21 protein-coding genes are annotated in these 25,785 nt (G+C 27.8%); 10 read left to right on the top strand and 11 right to left on the bottom strand.

The genetic code is table 11. The features are described 5' to 3' along the window. Positions 1-65: 65 nt before the first annotated feature. Positions 66-1,967, top strand: coding sequence for a type I glutamate--ammonia ligase (locus tag J2Z53_RS08860; RefSeq protein WP_209797136.1), 1,902 nt, complete (start codon positions 66-68; stop codon positions 1,965-1,967). Positions 1,968-2,069: 102 nt separating this feature from the next. Here J2Z53_RS08860 and J2Z53_RS08855 read toward each other — a convergent pair whose 3' ends face one another. The 3 genes from J2Z53_RS08855 to carA all read right to left on the bottom strand — a co-directional run bounded on the left by J2Z53_RS08855 (position 2,070) and on the right by carA (position 6,909). Then, on the bottom strand, positions 2,070-2,333 hold the full coding sequence (locus J2Z53_RS08855) for a hypothetical protein (RefSeq protein WP_209797135.1): 264 nt from the start codon (positions 2,331-2,333) through the stop codon (positions 2,070-2,072). A gap of 289 nt (positions 2,334-2,622) precedes the next feature. Next, a complete protein-coding gene (gene carB, locus J2Z53_RS08850) occupies positions 2,623-5,838 on the bottom strand; it encodes a carbamoyl-phosphate synthase large subunit (RefSeq protein WP_209797134.1) in 3,216 nt (1,071 codons plus the stop codon). A 21-nt stretch (positions 5,839-5,859) separates the two neighbouring features. Beyond that, positions 5,860-6,909, bottom strand: coding sequence for a glutamine-hydrolyzing carbamoyl-phosphate synthase small subunit (carA, locus tag J2Z53_RS08845; RefSeq protein ID WP_209797133.1), 1,050 nt, complete (start codon positions 6,907-6,909; stop codon positions 5,860-5,862). Between the two features lie 462 nt (positions 6,910-7,371). On the opposite strand from carA, the gene J2Z53_RS08840 reads away from it, so the two are divergent. Further along, positions 7,372-8,103 (top strand): ABC transporter ATP-binding protein, encoded by a 732-nt coding sequence (locus tag J2Z53_RS08840; RefSeq protein ID WP_209797132.1) that lies wholly within the window; start codon positions 7,372-7,374, stop codon positions 8,101-8,103. Further along, on the top strand, positions 8,096-9,277 hold the full coding sequence (locus J2Z53_RS08835) for an ABC transporter permease (RefSeq protein WP_234925817.1): 1,182 nt from the start codon (positions 8,096-8,098) through the stop codon (positions 9,275-9,277). Before J2Z53_RS08840 ends, J2Z53_RS08835 begins: the two co-directional genes overlap by 8 nt. Before the next feature lie 45 nt (positions 9,278-9,322). Here J2Z53_RS08835 and J2Z53_RS08830 read toward each other — a convergent pair whose 3' ends face one another. The 4 genes from J2Z53_RS08830 to J2Z53_RS08815 all read right to left on the bottom strand — a co-directional run bounded on the left by J2Z53_RS08830 (position 9,323) and on the right by J2Z53_RS08815 (position 13,996). Beyond that, positions 9,323-10,135 carry an HAD family hydrolase gene (locus J2Z53_RS08830; protein ID WP_209797130.1) on the bottom strand — a complete coding sequence of 271 codons (813 nt, stop codon included), beginning with the start codon at positions 10,133-10,135 and terminating at the stop codon, positions 9,323-9,325. A 10-nt stretch (positions 10,136-10,145) separates the two neighbouring features. Further along, the gene (locus J2Z53_RS08825) at positions 10,146-10,922 is read right to left on the bottom strand and encodes an SDR family NAD(P)-dependent oxidoreductase (protein ID WP_209797129.1); all 777 of its coding nucleotides are present in this window, start codon (positions 10,920-10,922) and stop codon (positions 10,146-10,148) included. A gap of 81 nt (positions 10,923-11,003) precedes the next feature. Continuing rightward, positions 11,004-13,784, bottom strand: coding sequence for a sigma 54-interacting transcriptional regulator (locus J2Z53_RS08820; protein ID WP_209797128.1), 2,781 nt, complete (start codon positions 13,782-13,784; stop codon positions 11,004-11,006). Between the two features lie 14 nt (positions 13,785-13,798). Beyond that, on the bottom strand, positions 13,799-13,996 hold the full coding sequence (locus J2Z53_RS08815; protein WP_209797127.1) for a hypothetical protein: 198 nt from the start codon (positions 13,994-13,996) through the stop codon (positions 13,799-13,801). A gap of 241 nt (positions 13,997-14,237) precedes the next feature. Here J2Z53_RS08815 and J2Z53_RS08810 point away from each other — a divergent pair, with 241 nt between their 5' ends. The 4 genes from J2Z53_RS08810 (at position 14,238) to J2Z53_RS08795 (ending at position 17,280) form a co-directional block, all read left to right on the top strand. Further along, on the top strand, positions 14,238-14,711 hold the full coding sequence (locus J2Z53_RS08810) for a PTS sugar transporter subunit IIA (RefSeq protein WP_209797126.1): 474 nt from the start codon (positions 14,238-14,240) through the stop codon (positions 14,709-14,711). Positions 14,712-14,749: 38 nt separating this feature from the next. After that, complete coding sequence (locus J2Z53_RS08805; RefSeq protein ID WP_209797125.1) at positions 14,750-15,040, top strand: PTS sugar transporter subunit IIB; 291 nt, start codon at positions 14,750-14,752, stop codon at positions 15,038-15,040. A gap of 134 nt (positions 15,041-15,174) precedes the next feature. Further along, the gene (locus J2Z53_RS08800; RefSeq protein ID WP_209797124.1) at positions 15,175-16,539 is read left to right on the top strand and encodes a PTS galactitol transporter subunit IIC; all 1,365 of its coding nucleotides are present in this window, start codon (positions 15,175-15,177) and stop codon (positions 16,537-16,539) included. Positions 16,540-16,617: 78 nt separating this feature from the next. Next, complete coding sequence (locus J2Z53_RS08795) at positions 16,618-17,280, top strand: class II aldolase/adducin family protein (protein ID WP_209797123.1); 663 nt, start codon at positions 16,618-16,620, stop codon at positions 17,278-17,280. 146 nt (positions 17,281-17,426) lie between these two features. Here the strand turns inward: J2Z53_RS08795 and J2Z53_RS08790 are convergent, their stop codons facing one another. The 4 genes from J2Z53_RS08790 to proB all read right to left on the bottom strand — a co-directional run bounded on the left by J2Z53_RS08790 (position 17,427) and on the right by proB (position 21,178). Continuing rightward, positions 17,427-18,347 (bottom strand): TraB/GumN family protein, encoded by a 921-nt coding sequence (locus J2Z53_RS08790; protein WP_209797122.1) that lies wholly within the window; start codon positions 18,345-18,347, stop codon positions 17,427-17,429. 244 nt (positions 18,348-18,591) lie between these two features. Next, positions 18,592-19,044: a GNAT family N-acetyltransferase gene (locus J2Z53_RS08785; protein WP_209797121.1), complete on the bottom strand. Its 453-nt coding sequence runs from the start codon at positions 19,042-19,044 to the stop codon at positions 18,592-18,594. A 68-nt stretch (positions 19,045-19,112) separates the two neighbouring features. Then, entirely contained in the window at positions 19,113-20,357 is a 1,245-nt protein-coding gene (locus tag J2Z53_RS08780) for a glutamate-5-semialdehyde dehydrogenase (RefSeq protein WP_209797120.1), read from the bottom strand. A gap of 2 nt (positions 20,358-20,359) precedes the next feature. Beyond that, entirely contained in the window at positions 20,360-21,178 is an 819-nt protein-coding gene (proB, locus tag J2Z53_RS08775) for a glutamate 5-kinase (protein ID WP_209797119.1), read from the bottom strand. A gap of 448 nt (positions 21,179-21,626) precedes the next feature. On the opposite strand from proB, the gene J2Z53_RS08770 reads away from it, so the two are divergent. The 3 genes from J2Z53_RS08770 to J2Z53_RS08760 all read left to right on the top strand — a co-directional run bounded on the left by J2Z53_RS08770 (position 21,627) and on the right by J2Z53_RS08760 (position 25,699). Next, entirely contained in the window at positions 21,627-22,331 is a 705-nt protein-coding gene (locus tag J2Z53_RS08770) for an MIP/aquaporin family protein (protein WP_209797118.1), read from the top strand. A gap of 37 nt (positions 22,332-22,368) precedes the next feature. Continuing rightward, on the top strand, positions 22,369-23,868 hold the full coding sequence (gene glpK / locus J2Z53_RS08765) for a glycerol kinase GlpK (RefSeq protein WP_209797117.1): 1,500 nt from the start codon (positions 22,369-22,371) through the stop codon (positions 23,866-23,868). Between the two features lie 475 nt (positions 23,869-24,343). Beyond that, entirely contained in the window at positions 24,344-25,699 is a 1,356-nt protein-coding gene (locus J2Z53_RS08760) for a YjiH family protein (RefSeq protein WP_209797116.1), read from the top strand. The last annotated feature ends 86 nt before the right edge of the window (positions 25,700-25,785 follow it).

Here is a 25,785-nt window from a genome sequence, read left to right as displayed (position 1 = left end):
GAAAGGATGTGACATTATTCTAGGTATATAGTTCATTTCTACATTAATATCTAGAATAGAAAACTATGGTTGATGATTTAATTTACACTATACCAAGCAATAAACATACTAAAAGCGATATTTTTAATATATTATCTGAAAATCCTGAAATTAAGTTTGTTTCTCTAGTTGGAATAGATTTATCTGGTAATGATACAGATGAAAAAATTCCTGTAAGCTTATTTTTAGATGATATTGATTCATTTTTAAATGGTGTCGCTGTTCAAACAGACGGTTCATCAGTTGTATTACCTGGAATAGCTACCCTTAATAATGCAAAAGTTGATATGATTACAGATTTAGACTGTAATTGGTTTGTTGACTACAACTACGATAATATAGACCCTCTTACAAAAAAACCTATAGGTACTCTTAAGATTCCTTGTTTCTTATATCATAACAACAAAGCTGTTGATTCAAGATATATTTTAAAATCATCTGTTGAAACCTTCGAAAAAGCCCTTTGGGACGAATTCTCAAAAAATCCAAAATTATTAGAAACTTACAATTTAACTAAAGAAGATATAGAAGAAATTAACTTAACTTCAGCAACAGAATTAGAATTTTGGGTTAAAACACCAAATGATACTGCTGAAATAGAAGAGTTATCAACATCACAAGTTTTACAAGAACAATATTGGACAAGAACTAAAGGAACAGTAAGAACTGCTTTAGAACAAACTTTAATATTAATGGATAAATACGGCTTTAATCCTGAAATGGGACATAAAGAAGTTGGTGGTGTTAAAGCTAAACTTGAAAGCACTGGTAAATTCAATCACATCATGGAACAACTTGAAGTAGACTGGAAATTTGCATCAGCACTTCAAGCAGCAGATAATGAACTTTTCATTAGAACTCTTATACAAGAAACATTTAGAAGAAATGGTCTTGAAGTAACATTTATGGCAAAACCAATAGATGAAGTTGCTGGTTCTGGTATGCATGTTCACTTAGGAGTTAGTGCTAAATTAAAGAATGGAAATAGAGTTAACCTATTCCATGTATCTAAAGAACATTTCTTAAGTGAAATAGGATATGGTGCTGTTATGGGAATACTTAAAAATTATGAAGTAATGAATCCATTTATATCTTCAACAAATAATTCCCTTAAGAGATTGAAACCTGGATTTGAGGCACCAATTTGTACAGTTACTTCATTAGGAATAACTCCAGAGAACCCTTCAAGAAATAGAACTGTTTTAATTGGATTAATAAGAGACTTTGAAAGTCCTATGGCAACTAGATTTGAACTTAGATCACCAAATCCACATTCAAATACATATTTAACATTTGCAGTTTCTTATTTAGCTATGCTTGATGGTATTTTATATGCTTCACATTCAAAAAAATCAAAAGATGAGTTATTAAAAGAGTTATCTAAAAAACCTGGTGAAAAGGCAGACTATTTAGAGACTAGTAGAGCTTATAGAAGTGAAGATGACGTATTTGAAGACTTTAATGAACAAGAAAGAAATGAATACTTCGGTAAAGCACCTGCAACAGTTTATGAAAACTTATCTCAACTTGATAATAATTTAGATAAACTTGAAGTATTAAAGAAAAATCCAGTATTTACTGATCAAATAATAAACAGTTTTAAAATCGCTGCACTATCAAGATGGGCAACTGAATTAGAACATAGAATAATAAACAACTACATTAAACAAATAAGAGATAGTAAAAGACTTCATTCTCCAGATAAAGCTCTTGATTTAGATATATTTAATTGGACTAGATTAAATAAATTAAGACACTATTTAATGAAAGATACTTCTAATAGTAAATCTTTATTTAGTAGATTAAGAGATGCATTTAATAATTCTGATTATAAATTAGCTTCTGAGCTTTATTTAGAAATTGAAGATAAAATGTGTGAACTTAGAGAACTTTACTCAGAATATGAGAAAAACTTATTAGATTTATAATTTAATATTAAAGGCTAGAAATTACTTCTAGCCTTTTTATTATTCAAAGTATATATCTATAAAATTATTTATTGTAGAATGTTTTAATCCTGTCCATTAGGTTTAACATGAGAATGATGGTTTTTGATATATACTTGATGAATATCCCTTGCTATGTATAAAAGGATTATTATTTACTATTTCCTCAGCCTCTTTATAATCTCTAGCTTTAAAAACTATAGTCCATCCATTTTTATCATATTTTCCTGCACACATTAAATATTTTTTTGAATCTCCAAAGTTTCCCTGTCTATCAATAATTAAGCTTCTGCTTTCAGTCATACTCTTATAATTTAATTTTACAAAAATATTTGAATTAGATTTCATAAATAACACTCCTTTTATACGAACACACGTTTGATTATATTTTAGCGAACACAGGTTCGTATGTCAATATATTTTTTCTTATGTTAACAATATATGTTTTATTAGATTATATATTCCTAAATTATTTTTTATTTTTAAAAGAAAAAACTGTCGATTTATAATTCTTTTTTATTAGACATAAAAAGAGTATTGCATATGATTTCTAGTTCTTATGCAATACTCTATTTTATTGTTTATAAATATCTTTAACTCCAATAAATATAAAAATAAACTCCATTTATTTTTTATTTTAAATTTCTGATATATTGAAAACTTCTAAATTATTTTTTTCACTAAAATTTTCTTTTCTAACATCTATCATTGCCTTCAATGTATCTAAAGCTGTTATAACTCCAATATTTCTCTCTACAGCAGCTCTTCTTATTAAAAATCCATCTCTCTTTGAATCATTTCCTTTAGTTGGTGTATTTATTACTAAATCAACTTCTTTATTTTTTACTACATCTAGTATATTGGGATTTTCTTCATTAATTTTTCTTACTTCTTCTGCATTAATTCCATTATCTCTTAATAATTTACATGTTCCCTTTGTTGATACAAATTTATATCCTAGTTTTAAAAGCTCCACTGCCATTTCTAAAAATTCTTGTTTATCATGGTTTTTAATTGTTGCAAGTATTTTTTTATTATCAATGTTAGTTATCATTCCTGCTGCAACAAATCCTTTGTATAAAGCTTCCTTTATATTTCTTCCAACTCCTAAAACCTCTCCTGTTGATTTCATTTCTGGTCCTAATGATACTTCTACATTTGGAAGTTTTTGAGTTGAGAATACTGGTACTTTAACTGATATAAGTTCTGGCTCTTTGTATAGACCTACCCCATATCCTAAATCTTTTAATTTATATCCAAGCATTGCTTTTGTAGCAATATCAACTATTGGAACTTTAGAAACTTTACTTATATAAGGTACTGTTCTTGAAGCTCTTGGATTAACTTCTATTACATAAAGCTTCCCTTCGAATTCTATAAATTGAATGTTTATCATTCCTTTTATTCCTATTGCTAGTGCAAGTTTTTTAGTATATTCTAATATTTTTTCTTTAATTTCTTCCCTTATATTTTGACTTGGATACATTGTTATACTATCACCTGAATGAACTCCAGCTCTTTCTAAGTGCTCCATAATTCCTGGTATTAATATATCTTCCCCATCTGATATTGCATCTACTTCTATTTCTCTTCCCATTAAATATTTATCTATAAGAATTGGATTTTTCTTATCCTTTAAAAAGGCATTTTCTAAATAATATTTTAACTCCTCTTCATCATGAGTTATCTCCATACCTTGTCCTCCAATTACATATGAAGGTCTAACAAGTACTGGAAAACCTAATATTTTAGCTTCTTTTAAACCCTCTTCAACTGACCATACTCCTTTTCCCTTTGGTCTAGCTACTCCTAACTCTTCTAAAAGTGCATCAAATTTTTCTCTATCCTCTGCCATATCAATTTCATCCGCTGTTGTTCCTAGAGCCTTTATATTTTTCTCCTTTAAGAAATTTGCAAGCTTAATAGCTGTTTGACCACCAAATTGAAGTATTACTCCATCTGGATTTTCCTTTTCTATTATGTTTAAAACATCCTCTTCTGTAAGTGGCTCAAAATATAATTTATCTGATATATCAAAATCTGTACTTACTGTCTCTGGATTATTATTTACTATTATTGTTTCTATTCCTAAATTTTTAAGTGCCTTAACACAATGAACTGATGCGTAATCAAACTCTACACCTTGTCCTATTCTAATTGGACCTGAACCTATAACTATTACTTTCTTTTTATCATTTGTTACTTTAACTTCATCATATTCATCATAGCTTGAGTAGTAATATGGTGATAAAGCTTCAAATTCTCCTGCACAAGTATCAACCATTTTATATGAAGGTTTTATATTCCATATATCTCTTAATTTATATATATCATCTGGACTTACCTTTAAAAAATCTGCTATTGCCTTATCTGAAAAACCTTTTTTCTTTAATTTTAAAAGCCATTCTTTATCTAGATTTTCTATATTGCTTAATTTTAATCTTTGCTCTTCTTCAACTATCCACTTAAACTTTTCTATGAAGAATTTATCTATTCCAGTTATTTGAGATACCATGTCTATCCTATAATCTCTTCTAAGAATTTCTGCTAAGGCAAATATTCTTTCATCATCTGGACATACTACTCTATCTTTTAGTTCCTTCATACTTAAATTTCTAAACTTCTTAAAATCTAAAGAATATCTTCCTATTTCTAAACTTCTTATTCCTTTTAAGAAAGCTTGTTCAAAATTTGAACCTATTGCCATTATTTCTCCAGTTGCCATCATCTTTGTTCCAAGTTCTCTATCTGCACCAAAGAATTTATCAAAAGGCCATTTGGGAATTTTACATACTACATAATCAAGAGCTGGTTCAAAGCAAGCATATGTTTTTTGAGTTACAGCATTTTTTATTTCATCAAGTCCATAGCCTAATACAATTTTAGCTGCAAGCTTTGCAATTGGGTATCCAGTTGCCTTTGATGCTAGAGCTGATGATCTTGAAACCCTTGGATTTATTTCTATTACTGCATATTCAAAACTTTCAGGATTTAAGGCAAATTGTACATTACACCCTCCCTTTATTCCTACCGCATTTATTATGTTTATTGATGCAGTTCTAAGCATCTGATATTCCTTATCTGATAATGTTTGAGATGGTGCTACAACTATACTATCTCCTGTATGAATTCCAACTGGATCTATGTTTTCCATATTACATACTGTTATACAGTTTCCATAGGAATCTCTCATTACTTCATATTCTATTTCTTTCCAACCCTTAACTGACTTTTCTAATAATACTTGTCCTATTGTGCTTAACTGAAGTCCTGATTCTAATATTACTTTAAGTTCCTCTTCATTTTCAGCAATACCTCCGCCAGTTCCCCCAAGGGTATAGGCAGGTCTTACTATTACTGGATAACCTATTTTATTTGCAAAGTCCATTCCAGTATTAAAGTCTGTTATTATTTCACTTTGAATAACAGGTTCTTTAATTCTGTTCATCATATTTCTAAATAGTTCTCTATCTTCACCTTCTTTTATAGACTCAATAGAAGTTCCTATTACTTTTACATTATATTTATCTAAAATTCCAGAATCATAAAGTTCTACTGCAAGATTTAATCCTGTTTGACCACCCATTCCTGCAAGTAAACTATCTGGTCTTTCCTTTTTTATTACTTTTTCAACAAATTCTAAAGTTAATGGTTCTAAATAAACCTTATCTGCAACTTCTCTATCTGTCATTATAGTTGCTGGATTTGAATTTATTAATACAACTTCAATTCCTTCTTCTCTTAATGCTTCACAGGCTTGTGTTCCTGAATAATCAAATTCTGCTGCTTGTCCTATTACTATTGGACCTGATCCTATAACTAATACTTTCTTTATATCTTTATTTAATGGCATATCTTTAACCCCCTAATAATCTTATAATGCATAACTTAAAAATCTATCGAATATATATTCTGAATCCTTTGGACCTGCTGATGCCTCTGGATGGAATTGAACTGAGTATACCTTCATAGTTTTATGTTTTAATCCTTCAATTGTTCCATCATTTATATTTAAATGAGTTACTTCTACATCATCAGGTAATTTATCTACAACATACCCATGATTTTGTGAGGTTATATGTACTTTTCCCGTTTCTAAATCTTTTACTGGATGATTGCATCCTCTATGTCCAAACTTTAATTTAGTTGTATTTCCTCCTAAACTTAATGCTAAAAGTTGATGTCCTAAACAAATTCCAACTACAGGTTTTTTACCTATTATATTTTTTATTGTATTTATTTCCTCTTCTAAATCCTGTGGATCTCCAGGACCATTTGATAAAAATATTAAATCTGGATTTACGTTAAGTATTTCTTCTGCCTTTACCTTTGATGGAAATACTGTAATTTTACATCCTCTATTTTTAAAGCATCTTATTATATTTTCTTTTATTCCATAATCTATAATAGCTACATGTTTTCCTTCTCCAGGAATTTCATATTTTTCTTTAGTAGATACAATATTTACTGCATCTTTATTGGAAAATTTATTTAGTTTACTTTTAACATCTTCTAACTTTGAATCATCTAAAACAATAATTCCTTTCATTGTTCCATTATTTCTAAGAACTTTTGTTAGAGCTCTTGTATCTATGCCTTCAAGTCCTATTATTTTATTTAACTTTAAATAATTATCTAATGTTAATTCACATCTAAAATTATTTGGCATATCACATTTTTCTCTAACTATAAATCCTGAAACCCTTGCTTTATTTGACTCCATATCTTCTAAGTTTATTCCATAGTTTCCTATAAGAGGATACGTCATTGTTACTATTTGACCATAATAAGATGGATCTGTTAAAACTTCCTGATATCCAGTCATTCCAGTAGTAAATACTACTTCTCCTACATTTTCTTTAAGATATCCAAATGGATTCCCTTCAAAAATCATGCCATTTTCTAATATAAGCCTTGCTTTCATGCTTAGCCCTCCCTAATTTAGTATTTTTGCTAAAAATACACTTCTTAAAGATAAAATTTTATATACAAAAAAAGGACAATAAAGAGACCACAATATTTTAAATTGCTCTCCTTATTATCCTTATATATTCTTTGTTTATTAAATTTACCTTTAACGGCAAAGCTATGATATTTCTCTTTTGCTGTAATAACATAGTTGCATACTCCTTTCTGGCCTCACAGGACCAATTTAAAGTGTATCTTAACTTTAAAAATTATTCTGTTTTATATTTTAGTTTATGAATATTTATGTGTCAAGAAATTTCTATAAATCTATTTTAATATTATTTACTTTTTAAAATGTATATTAATATTATAAAAAAGGTTATTAATTACTATTTACTTTTAATTAATTTAGTGATATTATCTTTTTATATCACATTTATGGTAATATATTACACAAAAAATATAAGGGGGATTAATAATGTTAAAGGTGACTAATCTAACGAAAACTTTTAAAAATACTACCGTTGTTGATGATATTTCCTTTCAAGTTAAACCTGGAGAAATAGTTGGTTTACTTGGAGAAAATGGAGCTGGTAAAACAACCACTCTTAGAATGATATCAACAATGCTTAAAATTTCTTCTGGTGAAGCAATAGTTAATGGCTATTTAGCATCTAAGGAACCTATTAAAGTTAGAAAAGAAATTGGAATACTTTTCGGAGGGGATGTAGGTCTATATGATAGATTAACTGCAAGAGAAAATATAAAATATTTTGCTAATCTTTATGGTATAGATAATAAAAGCGCTGATGAGCGTATTAATGAATTATCCAAAAGATTTGAAATGGATGAGTTTATTGATAAAAAAGTAGCTAAATTTTCAAGGGGAATGAAACAAAAGGTATCTATAGCACGTTCTATAGTTCATAGTCCTAACGTTATGCTTTTTGATGAACCTTCAACTGGTCTTGATGTTACAGCAGCTAGAACAGTTCATGAATTTATACTTAAATGTAAAGAGGAAGGAAAAACTATTCTTTTTTCAAGTCATTCAATGGCAGAGGTTGAAAAGCTTTGTGATAGAGTTGTTATTATTAATAAGGGTAAACTTTTAGAAGATTGTAATTTAGAAACTCTTAAAATTAAATATGATAGTGAAGATTTAGAGGAAGTCTTTGTATCTTTAATTGGAGGTAATGCTCATGAATAATTTTTTTATAGTCTTTAAGAAAGAACTAAAGGATATTTTCCGTGATAGAAAAACTATTATATTTTCTATTCTACTTCCAATACTAATTTTCCCTATTATCTTTAATATCATGTTTAAAGGAATAGAAGACACCCAAAAGAAAGCATCTCAAAATATTAATATTGTTATGAAGGGAGATTTAAATTCAAGTGTAGCAAATATACTAAAATCTCAAAGTAATATTAGTATAAAAGATGTAAATGACCCTTCTAAAGCTTTAAAGGATGGAGATGTACAACTTATTATTGATATTCCAAAAAACTTTGACAAGCTAGTATCAGAAGGAAAGAAAACAGATCTTCAAATATTATTTGATGAAAACTCTAATAATTCTCAGATAGCATCAAATATTGTTGAAAAACTTTTAAGCGGATTATCAGATAAAATAGTCAGTGATAAATTAACTGCTAAGGGTATAAATCCTTCAATACTTAAACCTTTTGATGTAAGTGTTAAATCTGGATTAACTAAAGATGGAAATGTTAACCCTACGGCTAGTGGTTTTGGTAGTATGATACCTTCATTAATAATAATACTTATGATTTCACCAACTCTTGCAATTGCAGCAGATCTTGGAGCTGGAGAAAAGGAAAGGAATACTTTAGAACCATTACTTTCAACATCTTGTAATAGAAGTGCTCTTTTATGGGGTAAAATCATTGCAATGAGTGTAGTTTCAGCTATTGCACTAATACTGAGTCTTGGTTCTATGTACTTTGCAATGCAAAGTATTCCTGGCATGGAAGGTGGATTCCCTCTTGCCCTTAATGGAACAAGTATTGCTTTAATACTTTTAATCTCTCTATTATTACTAATTGCTATTTGCTCATTAGAAACTTGTGTAAGTCTTTATGCTAAATCAGTTAAAGAGGCTGGAACTTACCTTTCAGGTCTTGTAATGCCATTTATGATTCTTTCATATGTACCTGTATTTATGGATGCTAAAAATACTTCTATGCTTATATTTAATATACCAATTGCAAATTCAGTTGCTCTTATGAAAGAAGTTATGGTTGGAATATATAACCCAACTCATATAGCAATAGTATTTGGTTGGCATATAATTTATGTTGTTGCTGCTGTACTTTTTGCTAGATACATGTTCTCAAAAGAAGAAGTAATATTTAGATCATAACTAAAAGAGACTGCTTAATTTTATTAGCAGTCTCTTTTTATATTTTTAAATAGAATTTCTATTTTCTTTTATCCAATTAACAATATAAGTAATAGGATTTTCATTATTACTTGGAGCTATATATTTTGCATTATTCAAAAGTTTTTCATTACCATTTTTAACTACAAATCCATAGGTAGCATTTTCTATAAGCTCTTTATCATTCATATTATCTCCAACAGTTACAATCTTAAAATCTCTTAAATTATAAGCTTCAACTAATTCCATAAGAGCTTTTCCCTTTGAAGTATATTTAGGCACAACTTCAAGAAATTTTTCTCCACTTCTTATAGGAATCTCACTATCATATTTATTTTCAAAACCTTCTTCTAAGTTATCAATAACTTCCTTTTCCCCAAGTATTAAAATTTTAGTCCACTTTTTATTCCAAACACTCTCATCTATATCAAAAATCACATTATAACCAAGGCCTTTTAATCTACTTGTATATTTACAAGATTTAAATATATAAATATTCTCTTCGCAGTAAAGTTCTATTCCTATATCAGCCTTTTCTTCTAGTAATTTATGTATCACAGCTTTTCTCTCTTCCTCTAAAAAGTGTTCCTTAACAACAATTTCTGTGGAATAATCATAAACCTTACTTCCATTATATAAAATTATAGGTAAACTTAAATTAAGTTCCCTTGCAAATCTACTTGCAGCAGGTAACATTCTTCCTGTTGCTATAGTAAATAATCCACCATTATCTATAAAGTATTTTATAGACTTTTTATCTTCCTCTGATATTTTTCTTTCATCATTTAACAAAGTTCCATCCATATCTGAAACTAATATATATCCATCAAAAATCCCCATTTCTCTCCTCCTATTTATTTGTGCTAAATATTATTTTTCTTATTATACCTCTAGGTAAAAACTTTGTACCAATTACCATTACTTTATTTTTAAATCCAGGTATTATAATTGCTTTTCCTCTTTTAAAGCCCTCATAGCCTTCTCTTGCAACAAAATCTGCATCCATTAAATATTTTTTTGCTTTTTCAGATTTAACTATACCTGCATTTTCTTGAAATGATGTTTTTACAGGTCCAGGGCAAAGGCAACATACATTAACGCCAAAATTTTTTCCTTCTTCATAAAGAGCTTCTGATAAAGTTAATACATATGCCTTTGAAGAATAATATGTACTCATTTTAGGACCACCAACAAAAGCTGCTGTTGAAGCTACATTAAGTATTCCACCTTGTTTTCTCTCCTTCATTTTAGGAAGAAAATATTTAATAAGTTTTGTTAAAGCTACAATATTAATTTCTATAAGATTAATATCCTTTTCCTCACTAATATTATCAAAATACCCAAAGCTACCCACACCTGCATTATTAATTAAATTATCCACAACTATATTTTTTTCATCCACAAATTCAAAAAGTTTTTCACATGAATTATCCACACTAAGGTCTAATCCTAAAACTTTTACACATATATTAAATTCTTTTTCTAATAATTCCTTAACTTTAATTAATTCTAATTCATTTCTTGCAACTAATAATAAATTATTTTTATCCTTTGCAAATAGTTTTGCAAGTTCTAAACCTATTCCTTTTGTACCTCCAGTTATTAACGTATAAGATTCTCTTCCCATAATATTTCCTCTCTTTAAACCTATCTTTCTTATAAATTATAACTTATTTTTTTGTATTAAAAAAAGTGGCTAAGCCACTTTTTAATCTCTATTTAATACCTTTACTATATAACATATTTCATCTTCTGTAATTTCCATATTAAATTCTTTTTCTAATATTGATATACAACTTTTAACTTTATTAAAATCATTAGAAAATATTACTTTAAATTCTTCTATCCTATCAAATTTTGCATAATTTCCTTGAATGCATCTATCTAACATACATCCAATATGTAATATTAAATCAACTAAATTTTCATCATTTACTCTTGAATCATTTAATTCAATAACAAATTTTTTTATTGATTTTACAACAAAATATGGATTTAAAAATTTTATATATTTTATTAATATTTTAGTTGCAGCATCATATGGATTATCATAGTTTACATCATCATTAGAACTTTTATTATTCTTTTCATTTTTAATTTTATTTTCTATAAAATCAGTAAACTGCTTTGAAAAACTTTTACTAAACAATTTATGTATTGGAAAGTAAGGTATATCAACCTTTGGTCTAAAATTTCCGATACAAGCTAGAACTCTATATGAATCTGTTAATTCTGATATTTTTGATAAATGTTCATCATATTCTAAAGCTATAATCTCAATATCACCTAAATTACTATCTTTTATAATTTCATTAATCATATTTTTAGCTATAAGGCTAGACCCTTGACCTGTAGTACATAAAGTTAAAATAGCATTCTTCTTATATTCTTCATTAATTGAATTACCAAATGAATCCTTTAAATTATAGTATATTTCATCTATTGAATATGTTCCTAAAAGCACTTGCCTTAAAGCTTCTAAAACAGTTAAAGTAGTAACATTTGTTATAGTTTTTATTTTTATATTGCTTTCAATAGATATTTTATCTCCTATCTCTGTTAATGATCCCATATCAGTAAGTAATAAGACACCTTCCTCTGGGTCCATAGCTCTAATTATTGAAAGAGCCCTTTTATAAATATCATCTACCTTTGCATTTAAAGGCATATCTATTGCCCTAACTAAAGATGATTTTAATAGGTTATTTGCTACTTTACTCATACTACTTGCTGTACTATCCCCATGGCACATTACAAGTATACCTATTGCTCCACTTTCAAATTTAACTTGATTATTAGCTAAAAGTAATGTTAAAAATCCTATTTCATCTTCAGGTGCATTAACATTGAAGTATGAATTTAATTCTCTTAAGAAATATTTTGATACTAAATATTCATTGGGATATTTTTTTTCAATTGTTGTTAAATCTAATTTCTTTGTATAATTACCATCATGTAATCTCTTTAATAAAGACTTTATATGAAGAGACAATATTAATATAAATTGGTTAGTAAAAATATTTTGTAACTCCATAGATGCATAATTTATAACCTTAGAAGAAAAGTCTACAATATCCTTTTTTATTATCTTGTATAGTTGCTCAATATTTATATCTTTATCCTCTAATTTATTTAAAAGTGTATCATAATGTATATTTATAATATCCGTTATTTCTTTTGTTATCTCCTCATCTTTAAATCCTAAATCTTTTAAAGATGTTGTTTTATTATATATTAAATCATAAATGTTACCATCAAAAGTATTTGAAATTGAATAATGATCTTTCGATGTATTCTTAGGATCTAAAATAACTTGACTATTTTTAAAAGAAAAGAAATTTTTAGAAATATCATCCATTAAAGAATAATTATATATAATATCTTTATTAAGCATATCATAGTTTAAATATATATTATCACTTTCATTTTTTACATAATTTAAAAAGCCTTTAGCACATATTAACTTAACTTCTGAATATAGTTGTCCTAAATTTCCCTTTCTAAAATCATAAAGACAAATTGCCTTTAAAAGTTCTGCTGAAACAATAATCTTTTTGTTAAGGTTTAATGCTTCTTCTAAAAACAAATCTTGAACAACTGCCATTCTTTCATTTAAATCTCTTTCGCAAAAAGAAGGTAATTTAATGCTTACGGGAATTCTTCTTGAAAATGTGTTTAAAAGAACATCATCTGGATTCTCTGTTGTTGCAGCTATTATAATTACATTACTTTTTCTATTTTTTGATGTTTCTCCAAGTCTATTAAATTCTCCAGTATCAATTAAATAAAAAAGCATTTCCTGACCATCAGGAGGCAATCTATGTATTTCATCTAAAAATAAAATTCCTCCATCTGCTTTCTCAACTAAACCTTCTTTATCAGAATCAGCTCCAGTAAATGCCCCTTTAACATGTCCAAAAAGTTGAGATAAAAGCAAATGTGGATTATTAAAATAATCTGAACAGTTAAAAGAAATAAACGGAATTTCTTTAATTGAATTTTTGTTTAATTTTGCAAATTCATACATTCTTTGAGCAAAAGTGGTTTTACCTACCCCACTCTCTCCTAAAATTAATGTATTTAGTCCATTTGGAGGATACAATATAGCAGCTTTTGCCTTTAATATTTGACTTTGAAGTGATCCATTATATCCTATAAGCTTACTAAAAGGGTCTACCTTCACTTCTTTTTTTAAATTAGAAATAATTTTTTCAAATTCTCCTAACGTATATGTATTTTTTGATAAATTAAAACTTAAAACGTTATCTTTATGTAAAAAGGTAACTGGTCTACTAGCTATTTTTATTAAATATCCTTCTTTATATAAGTTATTAAGAATAGTACTACTATTATTGCGCACAATATTGAATACCTCTTCAATAGACTTTGCACTAACGCCCATATCTCTTGAATTCAAATAGTTCTCAATCAAATGATCTTTTGTAGTATTTTCCTTAATGAAGTCTAAGATGAGATCTTTTTGAGACATGTTAAACCTCCTTTTTATTTATTAGAATTTTTAAAACTTATAATTTTCATATTAATAAAATTCTTTGGGAATTCTACTTTTGATTTCATTCTTTGTAAATATAAAGCAAATGCTAAACTTATAGCCGCAATTGTAATATTGCTAGTTGCAAAAGATATAGTAAGTAAAATTGCACAAACAACTACTAAAGAAAACCAAATTTTTGCTTTCATAAAGTTCACTCCTTCATAACAATAATTTCTATTAATTACAAATTATCATACTATTATTAACATTTCAACCAATATATAAATCTAATTTTTTTAATACTTATGCACTATTTATTATCAAAATTTAATTAGTGCATAATGAATTTTAAGAATCTAATAAAATAGCTACTTTAACTAATATGCACTATTTTGGCACGATACTTGCTCTATATATAGGCATAGACATAAAATAGGAGGTGTAATCATGACAGGAAACAATAATCTTTTCACAAAAGATTTAATCCTATTAGATTATGAGGCAAATTCAAAAGAAGAAGTTTTAAGACACATGGCAGGTATCTTAGAGGAAAAAGGATATGTAAAAGATACATTCTATGAAAACTTAATTAAAAGAGAAGGGATTTATCCAACCGGGTTAAAAGCTAATGATATTGAAATAGCTATACCTCATACAGATTCAATTCATGTTAAAAAAGGTGCAATATTTTTTGCAAGATTAAAAAATCCAGTTGTATTTAAAGAAATGGGAACTGGCGAGAATGATGTAAACGTTAAATTAGTATTTATGTTAGTTATTCACGATCCTAAAGCCCAAGTAAATACATTAAGCAATTTAATGGGAATATTCTCTCAAAAAGAACGACTAGAAATATTAAACACTAGCAATGATCTTGATGAGATATATAAAAATCTATCAGAACTTATTAACCAAAATTAAAATCATTAAATCCAATAAAATTTAAGGAGGAATTAAAAATGGCAAAAACAAAAAGAATTTATGTAGCATGTGGATCAGGAGTTGCAACATCACAAACAGTTGCATCAAAAATTTCAAATATGATTGAAGAAGAAGGTTTACCAGCAGTAGTTGAGGCTGTAGATATTAAATCATTAGAAAGTATAATAGATCAATGTGATATTTATGTTTCAATAGTTTCAGCTGGTGCATTAGATATTGATAAACCAACTATAAACGGACTAGCATTCTTAACTGGAATGGGAATGGATGAAGAATTTGAAAAATTAAAACAGTTCATAAATGCATAAAAAAAAGACCTATCCGCATAAAGCATCAAGGTTTAAATAAATTAAATTACAATTAGATTATACAACAATAAATTATAAATATAAAGCTATTTAAATAGCTAAATTAATTTTTGAAAATTAAGGGAGGAATTATTGTGAAAGCAATATTAGATTATATATTAGGCCTAGGTCCAGCTGTATTTTTGCCTTTAATAATGATAATACTTGGATTATTCATGAAAATGAAAGTCAAAAAAGCTATTACTGCAGGATTAACTTTAGGAATTGCCTTTACTGGAATGAGCGTAATACTTGATTTCATGTTTAAATCAATAAGTCCAGCTGCATCTGCTTTTGTTAATAATACTGGAATTCACTTAAATGCAATAGATGTCGGTTGGGCCCCAATGTCAGCAATAGCTTGGGCTTGGCCTTATGCATTAGCAGTTTTTCCAATTCAAATAGTTATTAACCTAGTTATGTTAGGTTTTGGATGGACAAGTACTCTAAATGTTGACCTTTGGAATGTTTGGGGAAAAATTTTAACTGCAACAATTGTAACTGCAGTTACAGGTAGCATTCCTTTAGGACTTATTGCAGCTTCAATTCAAGTAGTACTAGAACTTAAAAATGCAGACTTAACTGCAAAACAAATTAATAAATTAACTAATATACCAGGTGTAACATGTCCTCATATGATGACTTTACAATGTGTTATATTAGCTCCATTAAATAGAATTTTAGATTTTATTCCTGGAATTAATAATATAAAGCTAGATGCTAAAATATTAAAAAAGAAAATTGGAATATTTGGCGAAAACTCAGTTATGGGATTTTTAGTTGGTGCATTAATTGCTGCCTTTGCTGGATATGATCTAAGTAAAATCTTAACTGTAGCTATTCAAGTTTCAACATCATTGGTTCTTTTCCCTATGGTTGCTAAATTATTTATGCAAGCACTTGCTCCAATTGCAGATGCTGTAAGTAGCTTTATGAAAAACAAATTTAAAGGTAGAGAATTCTACATCGGATTAGATTGGCCTTTCATGGCAGGATTATCAGAAGTATGGGTTGCAGCAATACTTTTAGTTCCAATTGAATTATTACTTTCAATACTTTTATCAAAAGCTGGAGTAAATAATGTATTACCACTTGGAGCTATTATAAATATAGGTATGGTTGTTCCAACTCTTATAATTACAGGAGGAAACTTATTTAGAATGCTAATTTTAGGTACAGTAGTTACTCCAATATATCTACTATGTGCTTCTAATTTCAGCACAATGTTTACAGAATTAGCTAAACAAGTTGGAACTATAGATGTACCAGCAGGACAATTATTAAGCTGGTTTGGAATCGAAGCTCCAACATTTAGATGGTCATTAGCTCAAGCTATGAACGCAATAAATGGAGAATTTATTGGAATAGTATTCTTAGGCTTATGGATCTTATGTTTTGTATATTATGCAAAATATATGAAGAAAAGAAATGCTAAATTAGATGAGGAAATGGCAAAATAATAAAAAAACAATACCGTATCATTATTATATGATGATGTTTAATATCAAAGATCTTAATATAGATAAGGAGATAATATTATGTTAGAAGATTTAAAAAAATCAGTGGTTGAAGTAGCTAAAAAAGCTCAAGATATAGGACTTTGCAAACATAAGGCAGGTAACTTTAGTATTAGAGATAAAGAAACTGGCTATGTAGTTGTAACTCCATCTGGTATTGATAGAGAAAAACTTACATACAAAGATGTTTGTGTAGTAGATTTAGATGCAAATTTAATTGAAGCTGAAACTGGATTAAAACCAACAAGTGAATTATTAATGCACTTAGAAGTTTATAAAACACGAGAAGATGTACATAGCATAGTTCATACTCATTCAAAATTTGCAACAATGTTTGCTGTTTTAGAAAAAGAAATTAAACCAGTTATATATGAAGTATTAAGTTATGGTGGAAAAGTTCCTGTAGCTCCATATGGTAGACCTGGAACTATTGAACTTGCTAAAAGCATAGTTGAACCAATGAAAATATCTGATGTTTGTTTAATGTCTAAACATGGTGTACTTGCTGTTGATAAAGAAGATATTCATGAAGCATTATTAAAAGCTATATATGTTGAAGAAGTTGCAGAAATATATTATGGAACATTAATGCTTAATGGATTAAAAGAACCTGACTATATTTCAGATGAAGAAATTGCTAAATGGAAATATCCAGATCAAATAAACTTAAAGAAAATAAAATAAATCGTTTTTAAATTAACCCGAAAACTTTTAAATATTTATACAACCCAATAAAAATTAACATTACCCAATTTATAAAATAGCTATCTAAAAGCCACAAGTAAAACTTGTGGCTTTTTATTTAAAAATTTATTTTATAAATGACTTATTTACTCTATCCTCGTAACCTCATAACCTTTGTTTTTCATTATATTTACTATTCCATCCTCACCAAAAAAATGTAAAGATCCAACAGCTATTGCATATACTCCATTTTCATTAAAAAATCCTTCCATCTTTTTTACCATATTTATATTTCTATCTTTTATCATAAGGTTATATTCTTTCTTATTTTGCTTTTGAAATTTTATTGCTTCTTCCATAACCTTACTATCCCCTTTAGAATACCCATTCATTAACTCTTTGGAATAATTAATTATATCTTTTCCATTTTCAATGAACTTTCCATCTTTATGAAGATCTAAATTTACCTTTAAAGCATCTATTCCATTAACTTTATTTAGAAGATTCACTTGAAAACCTATAGTTTCTAATTCAACTACCCTCTTATTTTTCTTTAATGAGTTTTTAATTAACATATCATCAAAAGTTTCCATAGCTAGTCCAGCTCTTTCATATAAAATAGACTGTAAATTATTTACTACTAAATATGGTTTTAATACTCTAATCTTTTCATAGTCACAATTAACTTCTTTACATATAGATTTAAGATTTTTAATCTGTTTTTTATTAAGTTCATCCTCAATTGATTTACCACCACTATATGTTCCTTCTACATTAATTTTTAAAAGTTCATCTTCTGAAGGATTAATTTCAACTGCTAGTACATCAGTATTTCTCAATATTTCTTTTATTGTTTTATTAAAATATTCATAATCATTATTAATAGGATGCATTGTTCCTATTAAATACATAGTCTTATTATCTTTCTTAACCTCCCATTGAAAACCTTTGGCTTCTACCTTCGAAGAATTTGAATAATTTTTTTCATATCCAATTACTGCAAAGATAAAAACAATTCCTAAAACCAGTATTAAAGATGTTACTATTTTATATTTTTTTGAAAACAATTATAAAAACACTCTCCCCCTATACTGTTATTTTACTTAATTATATTGTAACATATTTTTCCATATTCCATAGTATATATTAATAAATTGATTTTTTATCAAATTTATAGTATAATTTATTTGAATATTCAGATAATTATAGTAAGCGGCAGTTACTATTTTCTTATAGAACTGACCCTACTTACTATTTCAATACTACTTTTCAAAAAGATCCCCCAATACTCATCGCTTGGAGGATCTTTTTTTATTTTATATTATAAACCATCTTTACATGTTGAATTCCAGCTTCATCATAAGGTTCTGAGACTACCTTAAATCCAACATTTTCATAAAGCTTTTTAACATATTCTTGAGATGATAATTTTATTTTTTCTTCATTATAGTTTTCCTTAATATATTTTATAGCTTCCTTTAATATGACTGTTCCAAGACCATGCCTTCTATAATCTTTACTTACTATAACTCTACCAATTGCCGGTGCATCATTATATCCAATTCCTTTAGGAAGTATTCTAAGATAAGCTGCTATCTTATCTCCATCCTTTGCATAAACATGTATACAATCTTTATCCTTACCATCAAATTCATTTTCACAGGTTATTTTTTGTTCACAAGCAAAAACCTCAAATCTTTCTTGAACTATTTTATATAAAATTTCATTTGTAAGTTCATCAAAATTCTCAATAAAAATCTTCATATGCTGCACCCTCCATTTATACCAAAGTTTTTTAATTTAAAAATCCTTAAAATCAATAAAATCTTTAATTATCTAATTTGACCATTTCCAAATATTATATACTTAACTGTTGTAAGTTCTTTAAGTCCCATAGGCCCTCTTGCATGAAGTTTTTGTGTACTTATTCCAATTTCTGCTCCAAATCCAAATTCTCCACCATCTGTAAATCTTGTTGATGCATTTACATAAACTGCTGCTGCATCAATTCTTTGAAGAAACTTTTGAGAATTAAAATAATTATTTGTAACTATTGCTTCTGAATGTCCTGTATTATATTTATTAATATGTGAAATTGCATCATCTATACTATCAACAATTTTTACACTCATAATATAATCTAAATATTCTTTATAAAAATCTTCTTCTGTTGCTCTTTCCATATCTTTTATTATACTACAAGCTCTCTCATCACCTTTTAAAAGAACATCCTTTTCTCTTAAAGCTTTAGTTAATATAGGAAGAATTTCTTCTGCAACATCTCTATGAATTACTAAACTCTCTGCTGCATTACATACTGCTGGTCTTGATGTCTTTGCATTAACTACTATATTTTTTGCCATTTCAAAGTCACAATCTGAATCTACATATATATGACAATTTCCTGTTCCAGTTTCAATTACAGGAACTGTTGCATTTTGAACTACAGCTTTTATAAGCCCAGCTCCTCCCCTTGGAATTAACACATCTATATAATCATTTAATCTCATCATCTCTGTTGCAACTTCTCTGCTTGTATCTTCAACAAGACTTACTGAATCTTCTGGAAGACCTGACTCCTTTAGTCCTTCTCTAAGAGCTTTTATTATTGCTATATTTGAATTTATAGCTTCTTTTCCACCTCTTAATATAACTGCATTTCCTGTCTTTAAACAAAGTCCAGCTGCATCACAAGTAACATTTGGTCTAGCTTCATATATTATTCCTATAACACCCATTGGAACTCTCTTCTTACCAATTTGAAGTCCATTTGGTCTATTCCACATTTCTATTACTTCTCCAACTGGATCTTGAAGATTAATAAGCTGCATAAGTCCATCTGCCATTCCCTCTATCCTAGATTTATCTAAAGATAATCTATCTAGCATAGCTTTACTTGTTCCCTTTTCTACAGCTTTCTTTAAATCTTTTTTATTTTCATCTATTATTTCATCAGCCTTTTCTAATAACTTATCTGCCATTAATCTTAAAGCTTTATCTTTATCAGTTGTACTAAGATTTGCTAAAACATAAGAAGCTTCCTTTGCTTTCTTACCCTTTGAGATTAATTCACTCATTTTTAATTTCTCCTTTCATTTTTTGTAAATAATGTTCCGATTTCTTTACCATTTAATATTTCTAGTAATATTTTAGGATTTTCTCCATTTGCAAGCACTACATTTACACCTACATTATTTGCATATTTTGCAGCTTCAATTTTTGTAATCATTCCACCTGTTCCAAGGTTTGTTCCTGCACCACCTGCTGCCTTTTCTAATTCCTCTGTTATTTCTACTATTTCTGGTATAAGTTTTGCATCTTCATTAGTTCTTGGATCCTTATCATAAAATCCATCTATATCTGAAAGTATTATAAGAAGGTCTGCTGATACAAGCCATGAAACAATTGCTGATAAGTTATCATTATCTCCGAACCTAACTATATTCTCAATTTCATCAATAGCTACTGTGTCATTTTCATTTACTATTGGAAGAACACCCATATCTAATAATGTATTAAAAGTATTACATACATTATTTCTAATATGATTATCTTCAACTACATCCCTTGTAAGTAAAACTTGACCTACAGTAATATTATACTCTGCAAAAAATTTACTATATATATGCATAAGCTCACATTGACCTATTGAGGCAACTGCTTGTTTTTCTCTAATACTTTGGGGTCTTTCTTCTAACTTTAATTTACTACATCCAACTCCTATAGCTCCTGATGTAACAAGTACAACTTCCTTACCACAATTCATTAAATCTGAAATAACTCTAGTTAATACTTCAATTCTTGTTAAATTAATATTTCCATTTTCATAAGTTAAGGTAGATGTTCCAACCTTTATAACTATTCTTTTAGCATTTTTTATGTCGTTTCTTATATTCATTTTTTACAACCCCTTGTATTTAAATTATATAATTAATCTTGTTATTCATTAGTTATTTTAACATAATATATTTTATAAATAATATAATTAATATTATAAAATATATTTCTAATATTGTTAAATTTGACTAATATAAATTTATTACTTATATAAGCTTATCATATTAAAATAATATATTTGTATTTTTATTAAAAAATTTTTACATATTCACATAAAAGTGATATACTATTTTTGTAAACATTTTCAAAACATGTTCTAATTTTTAATTAAATAAAATAAATATAATTTGTGTGATAGAGTTTTAGAGAGTTAAGCATAAAAGATTTTTATATTATTTTTGCTTGGCTTTTTTTATTTTTATTATTGTAACTTTAGCTTATTAAAAAATAATATTAATTATTTTATATAAATAATATTAAAATTATAAAATTTTAATGGAGGTATTTTTATGATCAATTTTCTAGCTGAAATGTTTGGTACAATGATTCTAATTTATTTAGGTGATGGAGTTGTAGCAAATGTTGTTTTGAAAAAAACTAAAGGATCAAATAGTGGATGGATGGTTATAACAACTGGCTGGGCTTTTGCTGTTGCTATTCCTGCCTTTATATTTGGTGCTACAAGTGGTGCTCATTTTAATCCAGCACTAACACTTGCTTTAGCTTCTATTGGAGATTTTCCTTGGAGCCAAGTACCTATGTATATAACAGCTCAAATGATTGGAGCTTTCTTAGGTGCAGTATTAGTATTTATTCAATATTATAATCACTTTGAAGAAACTGATGATAAAGATGGTAAGCTAGGCGTATTTTGTACAGGCCCTGCTATAAGAAATGGTTTATTTAATTTTATCAGTGAATTCTTAGGAACTTTCTTTTTAGTATTTGGAATTTTAGGAATTAATGCAGTTAAAATGGCAAATGGTTTAAATACCCTTGCTGTAGGTTTATTAATTTGGGCATTAGGCTTAAGTTCAGGAGGTACTACAGGTTATGCAATTAACCCAGCTAGAGACTTAGGACCAAGAATAGCTCATGCAATTTTACCTGTACCAGGAAAAAGAGATGCAGATTGGAAATATGCATGGATTCCTGTTGTAGCTCCTATATTAGGTGCTATTGCTGGAGCACTTGTATTTGTAACCATATTTTAAGTAATTTAATTTTAAATTTTATTTAGAGGTGAGTAGAATGAAAAAATATGTAATAGCATTAGACCAAGGAACAACAAGTTCAAGAGCAATAATCTTTGATAAACAACAAAATATAATTGCAGTAAGTCAAAAAGAATTTAATCAAATTTATCCAAAAGAAGGCTGGGTTGAACACAATCCTATGGAAATATGGTCATCACAATTTGGTGTACTACAAGAAGCAATAGCACAAAGTAATATTAGCCAAGAAGAAATTGCAGCAATAGGTATTACAAACCAAAGAGAAACTACAATAGTTTGGGATAAGAAAACTGGAGTTCCTATTTACAATGCAATAGTTTGGCAATGTAGAAGAACTGCTTCAATGTGTGATGAATTAAGAAAAATAGATGGATTAGAAGACTACGTAAAGGATAATACAGGATTAATAATAGATGCTTATTTTTCAGGTACAAAAATTAAATGGATTCTTGATAATGTTGAGGGTGCTAGAGAGAAGGCAGAAAAAGGTGAATTACTATTTGGAACAGTAGATACATGGCTTGTATGGAAACTTACAAATGGTAAAGTTCATGTAACAGATTATACTAATGCCTCAAGAACTATGTTATTTAATATAAAAGATTTAAAATGGGACGAAAAATTATTAAAAATATTAAACATTCCTAGAAATATGCTTCCAGAAGTTAAAAGCTCATCAGAAATATATGGATATACAAACCTTGGAGGAAAAGGCGGAATTAGAATTCCTGTATCAGGTATGGCTGGAGACCAACAAGCTGCTTTATTTGGTCAAACTGCTTTTGAAAAGGGAGATGCTAAAAATACTTATGGAACAGGCTGTTTCCTATTAATGAATACAGGAAATGAAATAGTTAAAAGTAAAAAAGGATTACTAACAACAATAGGGGCAAGTACCAAAGATAATGTTCAGTATGTTTTAGAAGGATCTATATTTGTTGGTGGAGCTGTTATTCAATGGCTTAGAGATGAATTAAAATTAATAAATGATGCTCCTGATTCAGAATATTTTGCTAAAAAAGTTAAAAATAATGGTGGTGTATATGTTGTTCCTGCTTTTGTAGGTCTTGGAGCACCTTATTGGGATATGTATGCTAGAGGAGCAATACTTGGATTAACAAGAGGATCTAATAGAAATCACATAATAAGAGCAGCTTTAGAAGCAATTGCTTATCAAACTAAAGATGTTTTAGATGCAATGATTTCAGATACAGGTTGTAATTTAAATACATTATGTGTTGATGGAGGGGCAAGTAGAAATAATTTCTTAATGCAATTCCAAGCAGATTTAATTAGAACAACTGTTGAAAAACCAATGATAGTAGAAACAACAGCATTAGGTGCTGCTTACTTAGCAGGTCTTGCAGTTGGATTCTGGAAAGATAAAGAAGAAATTAAAGCTATGAAATTTATTAGTGAAAGATTTGAACCAAAGGCTCCTAAGGAAGAAATTGATAAGTACTATGCTGGTTGGAAAAAAGCAGTTAAACGATCAATGGAATGGGAAGCTGAATAATAATTAATTATAAAAGGAACTACTATTTAGAAAATTTTCTAAATCTAGTGGTTCTTTTTTGTATACTTATTAATAAAAACTGCTAATTTCTAATTATTTTTTATAAATAAGTTAAATATTTTTAAATTATACTTTTGTTTTAATTTTTGTTCATTTTCTATTTATATCCAATTTAACTCATATTCATTCATTTAAATGGATGTTAACATTTTGTCTTGTATTATCTTTAATTTTTTGCATATATACTCATTTTTCTCTATTTCTTATACACTCTATTTAAAATTAAACTTATTTGTAAATTTTTTTATTTAAAACTCACGTATTCCTAGATTTTTCTCATATATTTTATGTATTTTTTGTTAATTTTTTTTATTTTAGCACTATCTTTTTTTCATAATATAGGTTATTATAATATATATATATTGTATATTTATAAAATTTTTATGCATAAAATTTGTATAAAGGAGAGTTACTTATGAATAAAAAATCAAATAAGTATCAGACGAAATCGTTATTAAAATTTATCTTACCATCTTTTATTGGAATATTATTATTTATGATTCCAATGAAAATTGAAGGACAAATAACTATCCCAATTGCTTTTTTAGCTAAATTCATTGAAGGAAATTACACAGACCTCTTAAAACTAATGGCTTTAATACTAATATCTGTATCTGTTATAGGAAGTGTTATAATTAAAACAATTAAACCAAAATTTTTAACTGAAAATAAATATTTAAATAATTTGTTTAATGTAACACCTCTATGGTTTATTACTAGAATTATAGGAATGATATTTGTTATATGTGCCTATTTTAATATAGGACCTGAATTTATTTGGTCAGAAAATACTGGTGGATTAGTATTAAATGACCTACTACCAATACTAATAGCAGTTTTCCTATTTGCAGGATTTTTACTTCCTCTACTTTTAGACTTTGGTTTATTAGAATTTGTAGGATCATTACTTACAAAAGTTATGAGACCTATATTTAATTTACCAGGTAGATCTTCAATAGACTGTATTGCCTCATGGCTTGGAGATGGAAGTATTGGTATATTACTTACGTCAAAACAATATGAACAAGGCTTTTATACAAAAAGAGAAGCAGCTGTAATTGGTACAACCTTCTCTGCTGTTTCAATAACATTCTGCTTAGTTGTTATATCTCAAGTTGGACTAGCTCATATGTTTTTACCATTCTATCTAACAGTAACTTTATCAGGAATAGTTGCAGCAATGATAATTCCTAGAATACCCCCACTTTCAAGAAAAGAAGATGAGTACTATAATGGACAAACATCAAAGGATTTAGAGGTAATTCCAGAAGGATATACTCCATTTTCTTGGGGAGTTGAAAAAGCTGTTGAAAGAGCTGATAAAAATACTCATCCAAAAGAATTCTTTATATCAGGAATTAAAAATGTTTTAGATATGTGGATAGGTGTACTAGCTGTAGTTATGGCTATGGGTGGAATCGCTCTTATGATTGCAGAATACACTACAATATTTCAAATAATGGGAACACCATTTATTCCATTATTAAAATTACTTGGAGTTCCAGAGGCTGCTGCAGCTTCACAAACATTAATCGTTGGATTTGCTGACATGTTTATACCATCTGTTCTTGCAACTACTATAACTAATGAAATGACTAGATTTATAGTTGCTTGTTTATCAGTAACTCAACTTATTTATATGTCAGAGGTTGGAGGACTTTTACTTGGTTCTAAAATACCAGTTAACATTAAAGATTTAATAATATTATTCTTTGAAAGAACTCTTGTAACATTGCCTGTTATAGTTATTATGGCAAACATATTCTTTTAAATTTAAATAACTTTATTAACATTATTTTTAATTGAATCTTTAAAAATTTAATATAAAGAAAAAAATAGGGCTTTTATTAAGCCCTA

This window comes from Clostridium moniliforme, assembly GCF_017873235.1.
GTDB lineage: Bacteria > Bacillota > Clostridia > Clostridiales > Clostridiaceae > Clostridium > Clostridium moniliforme.
Note: the sequence above shows the minus strand (reverse complement) of the source record. Positions and strands in the feature narration are given on the sequence as shown.

Coding starts and splice junctions, on each gene's coding strand:
- J2Z53_RS08860 (WP_209797136.1), top strand. CDS start 66: ATGGTTGATGATTTAATTTACACTATACCAAGCAATAAACATACTAAA.
- J2Z53_RS08855 (WP_209797135.1), bottom strand. CDS start 2,333: ATGAAATCTAATTCAAATATTTTTGTAAAATTAAATTATAAGAGTATG.
- carB (WP_209797134.1), bottom strand. CDS start 5,838: ATGCCATTAAATAAAGATATAAAGAAAGTATTAGTTATAGGATCAGGT.
- carA (WP_209797133.1), bottom strand. CDS start 6,909: ATGAAAGCAAGGCTTATATTAGAAAATGGCATGATTTTTGAAGGGAAT.
- J2Z53_RS08840 (WP_209797132.1), top strand. CDS start 7,372: ATGTTAAAGGTGACTAATCTAACGAAAACTTTTAAAAATACTACCGTT.
- J2Z53_RS08835 (WP_234925817.1), top strand. CDS start 8,096: ATGAATAATTTTTTTATAGTCTTTAAGAAAGAACTAAAGGATATTTTC.
- J2Z53_RS08830 (WP_209797130.1), bottom strand. CDS start 10,135: ATGGGGATTTTTGATGGATATATATTAGTTTCAGATATGGATGGAACT.
- J2Z53_RS08825 (WP_209797129.1), bottom strand. CDS start 10,922: ATGGGAAGAGAATCTTATACGTTAATAACTGGAGGTACAAAAGGAATA.
- J2Z53_RS08820 (WP_209797128.1), bottom strand. CDS start 13,784: ATGTCTCAAAAAGATCTCATCTTAGACTTCATTAAGGAAAATACTACA.
- J2Z53_RS08815 (WP_209797127.1), bottom strand. CDS start 13,996: ATGAAAGCAAAAATTTGGTTTTCTTTAGTAGTTGTTTGTGCAATTTTA.
- J2Z53_RS08810 (WP_209797126.1), top strand. CDS start 14,238: ATGACAGGAAACAATAATCTTTTCACAAAAGATTTAATCCTATTAGAT.
- J2Z53_RS08805 (WP_209797125.1), top strand. CDS start 14,750: ATGGCAAAAACAAAAAGAATTTATGTAGCATGTGGATCAGGAGTTGCA.
- J2Z53_RS08795 (WP_209797123.1), top strand. CDS start 16,618: ATGTTAGAAGATTTAAAAAAATCAGTGGTTGAAGTAGCTAAAAAAGCT.
- J2Z53_RS08785 (WP_209797121.1), bottom strand. CDS start 19,044: ATGAAGATTTTTATTGAGAATTTTGATGAACTTACAAATGAAATTTTA.
- J2Z53_RS08780 (WP_209797120.1), bottom strand. CDS start 20,357: ATGAGTGAATTAATCTCAAAGGGTAAGAAAGCAAAGGAAGCTTCTTAT.
- proB (WP_209797119.1), bottom strand. CDS start 21,178: ATGAATATAAGAAACGACATAAAAAATGCTAAAAGAATAGTTATAAAG.
- J2Z53_RS08770 (WP_209797118.1), top strand. CDS start 21,627: ATGATCAATTTTCTAGCTGAAATGTTTGGTACAATGATTCTAATTTAT.
- glpK (WP_209797117.1), top strand. CDS start 22,369: ATGAAAAAATATGTAATAGCATTAGACCAAGGAACAACAAGTTCAAGA.
- J2Z53_RS08760 (WP_209797116.1), top strand. CDS start 24,344: ATGAATAAAAAATCAAATAAGTATCAGACGAAATCGTTATTAAAATTT.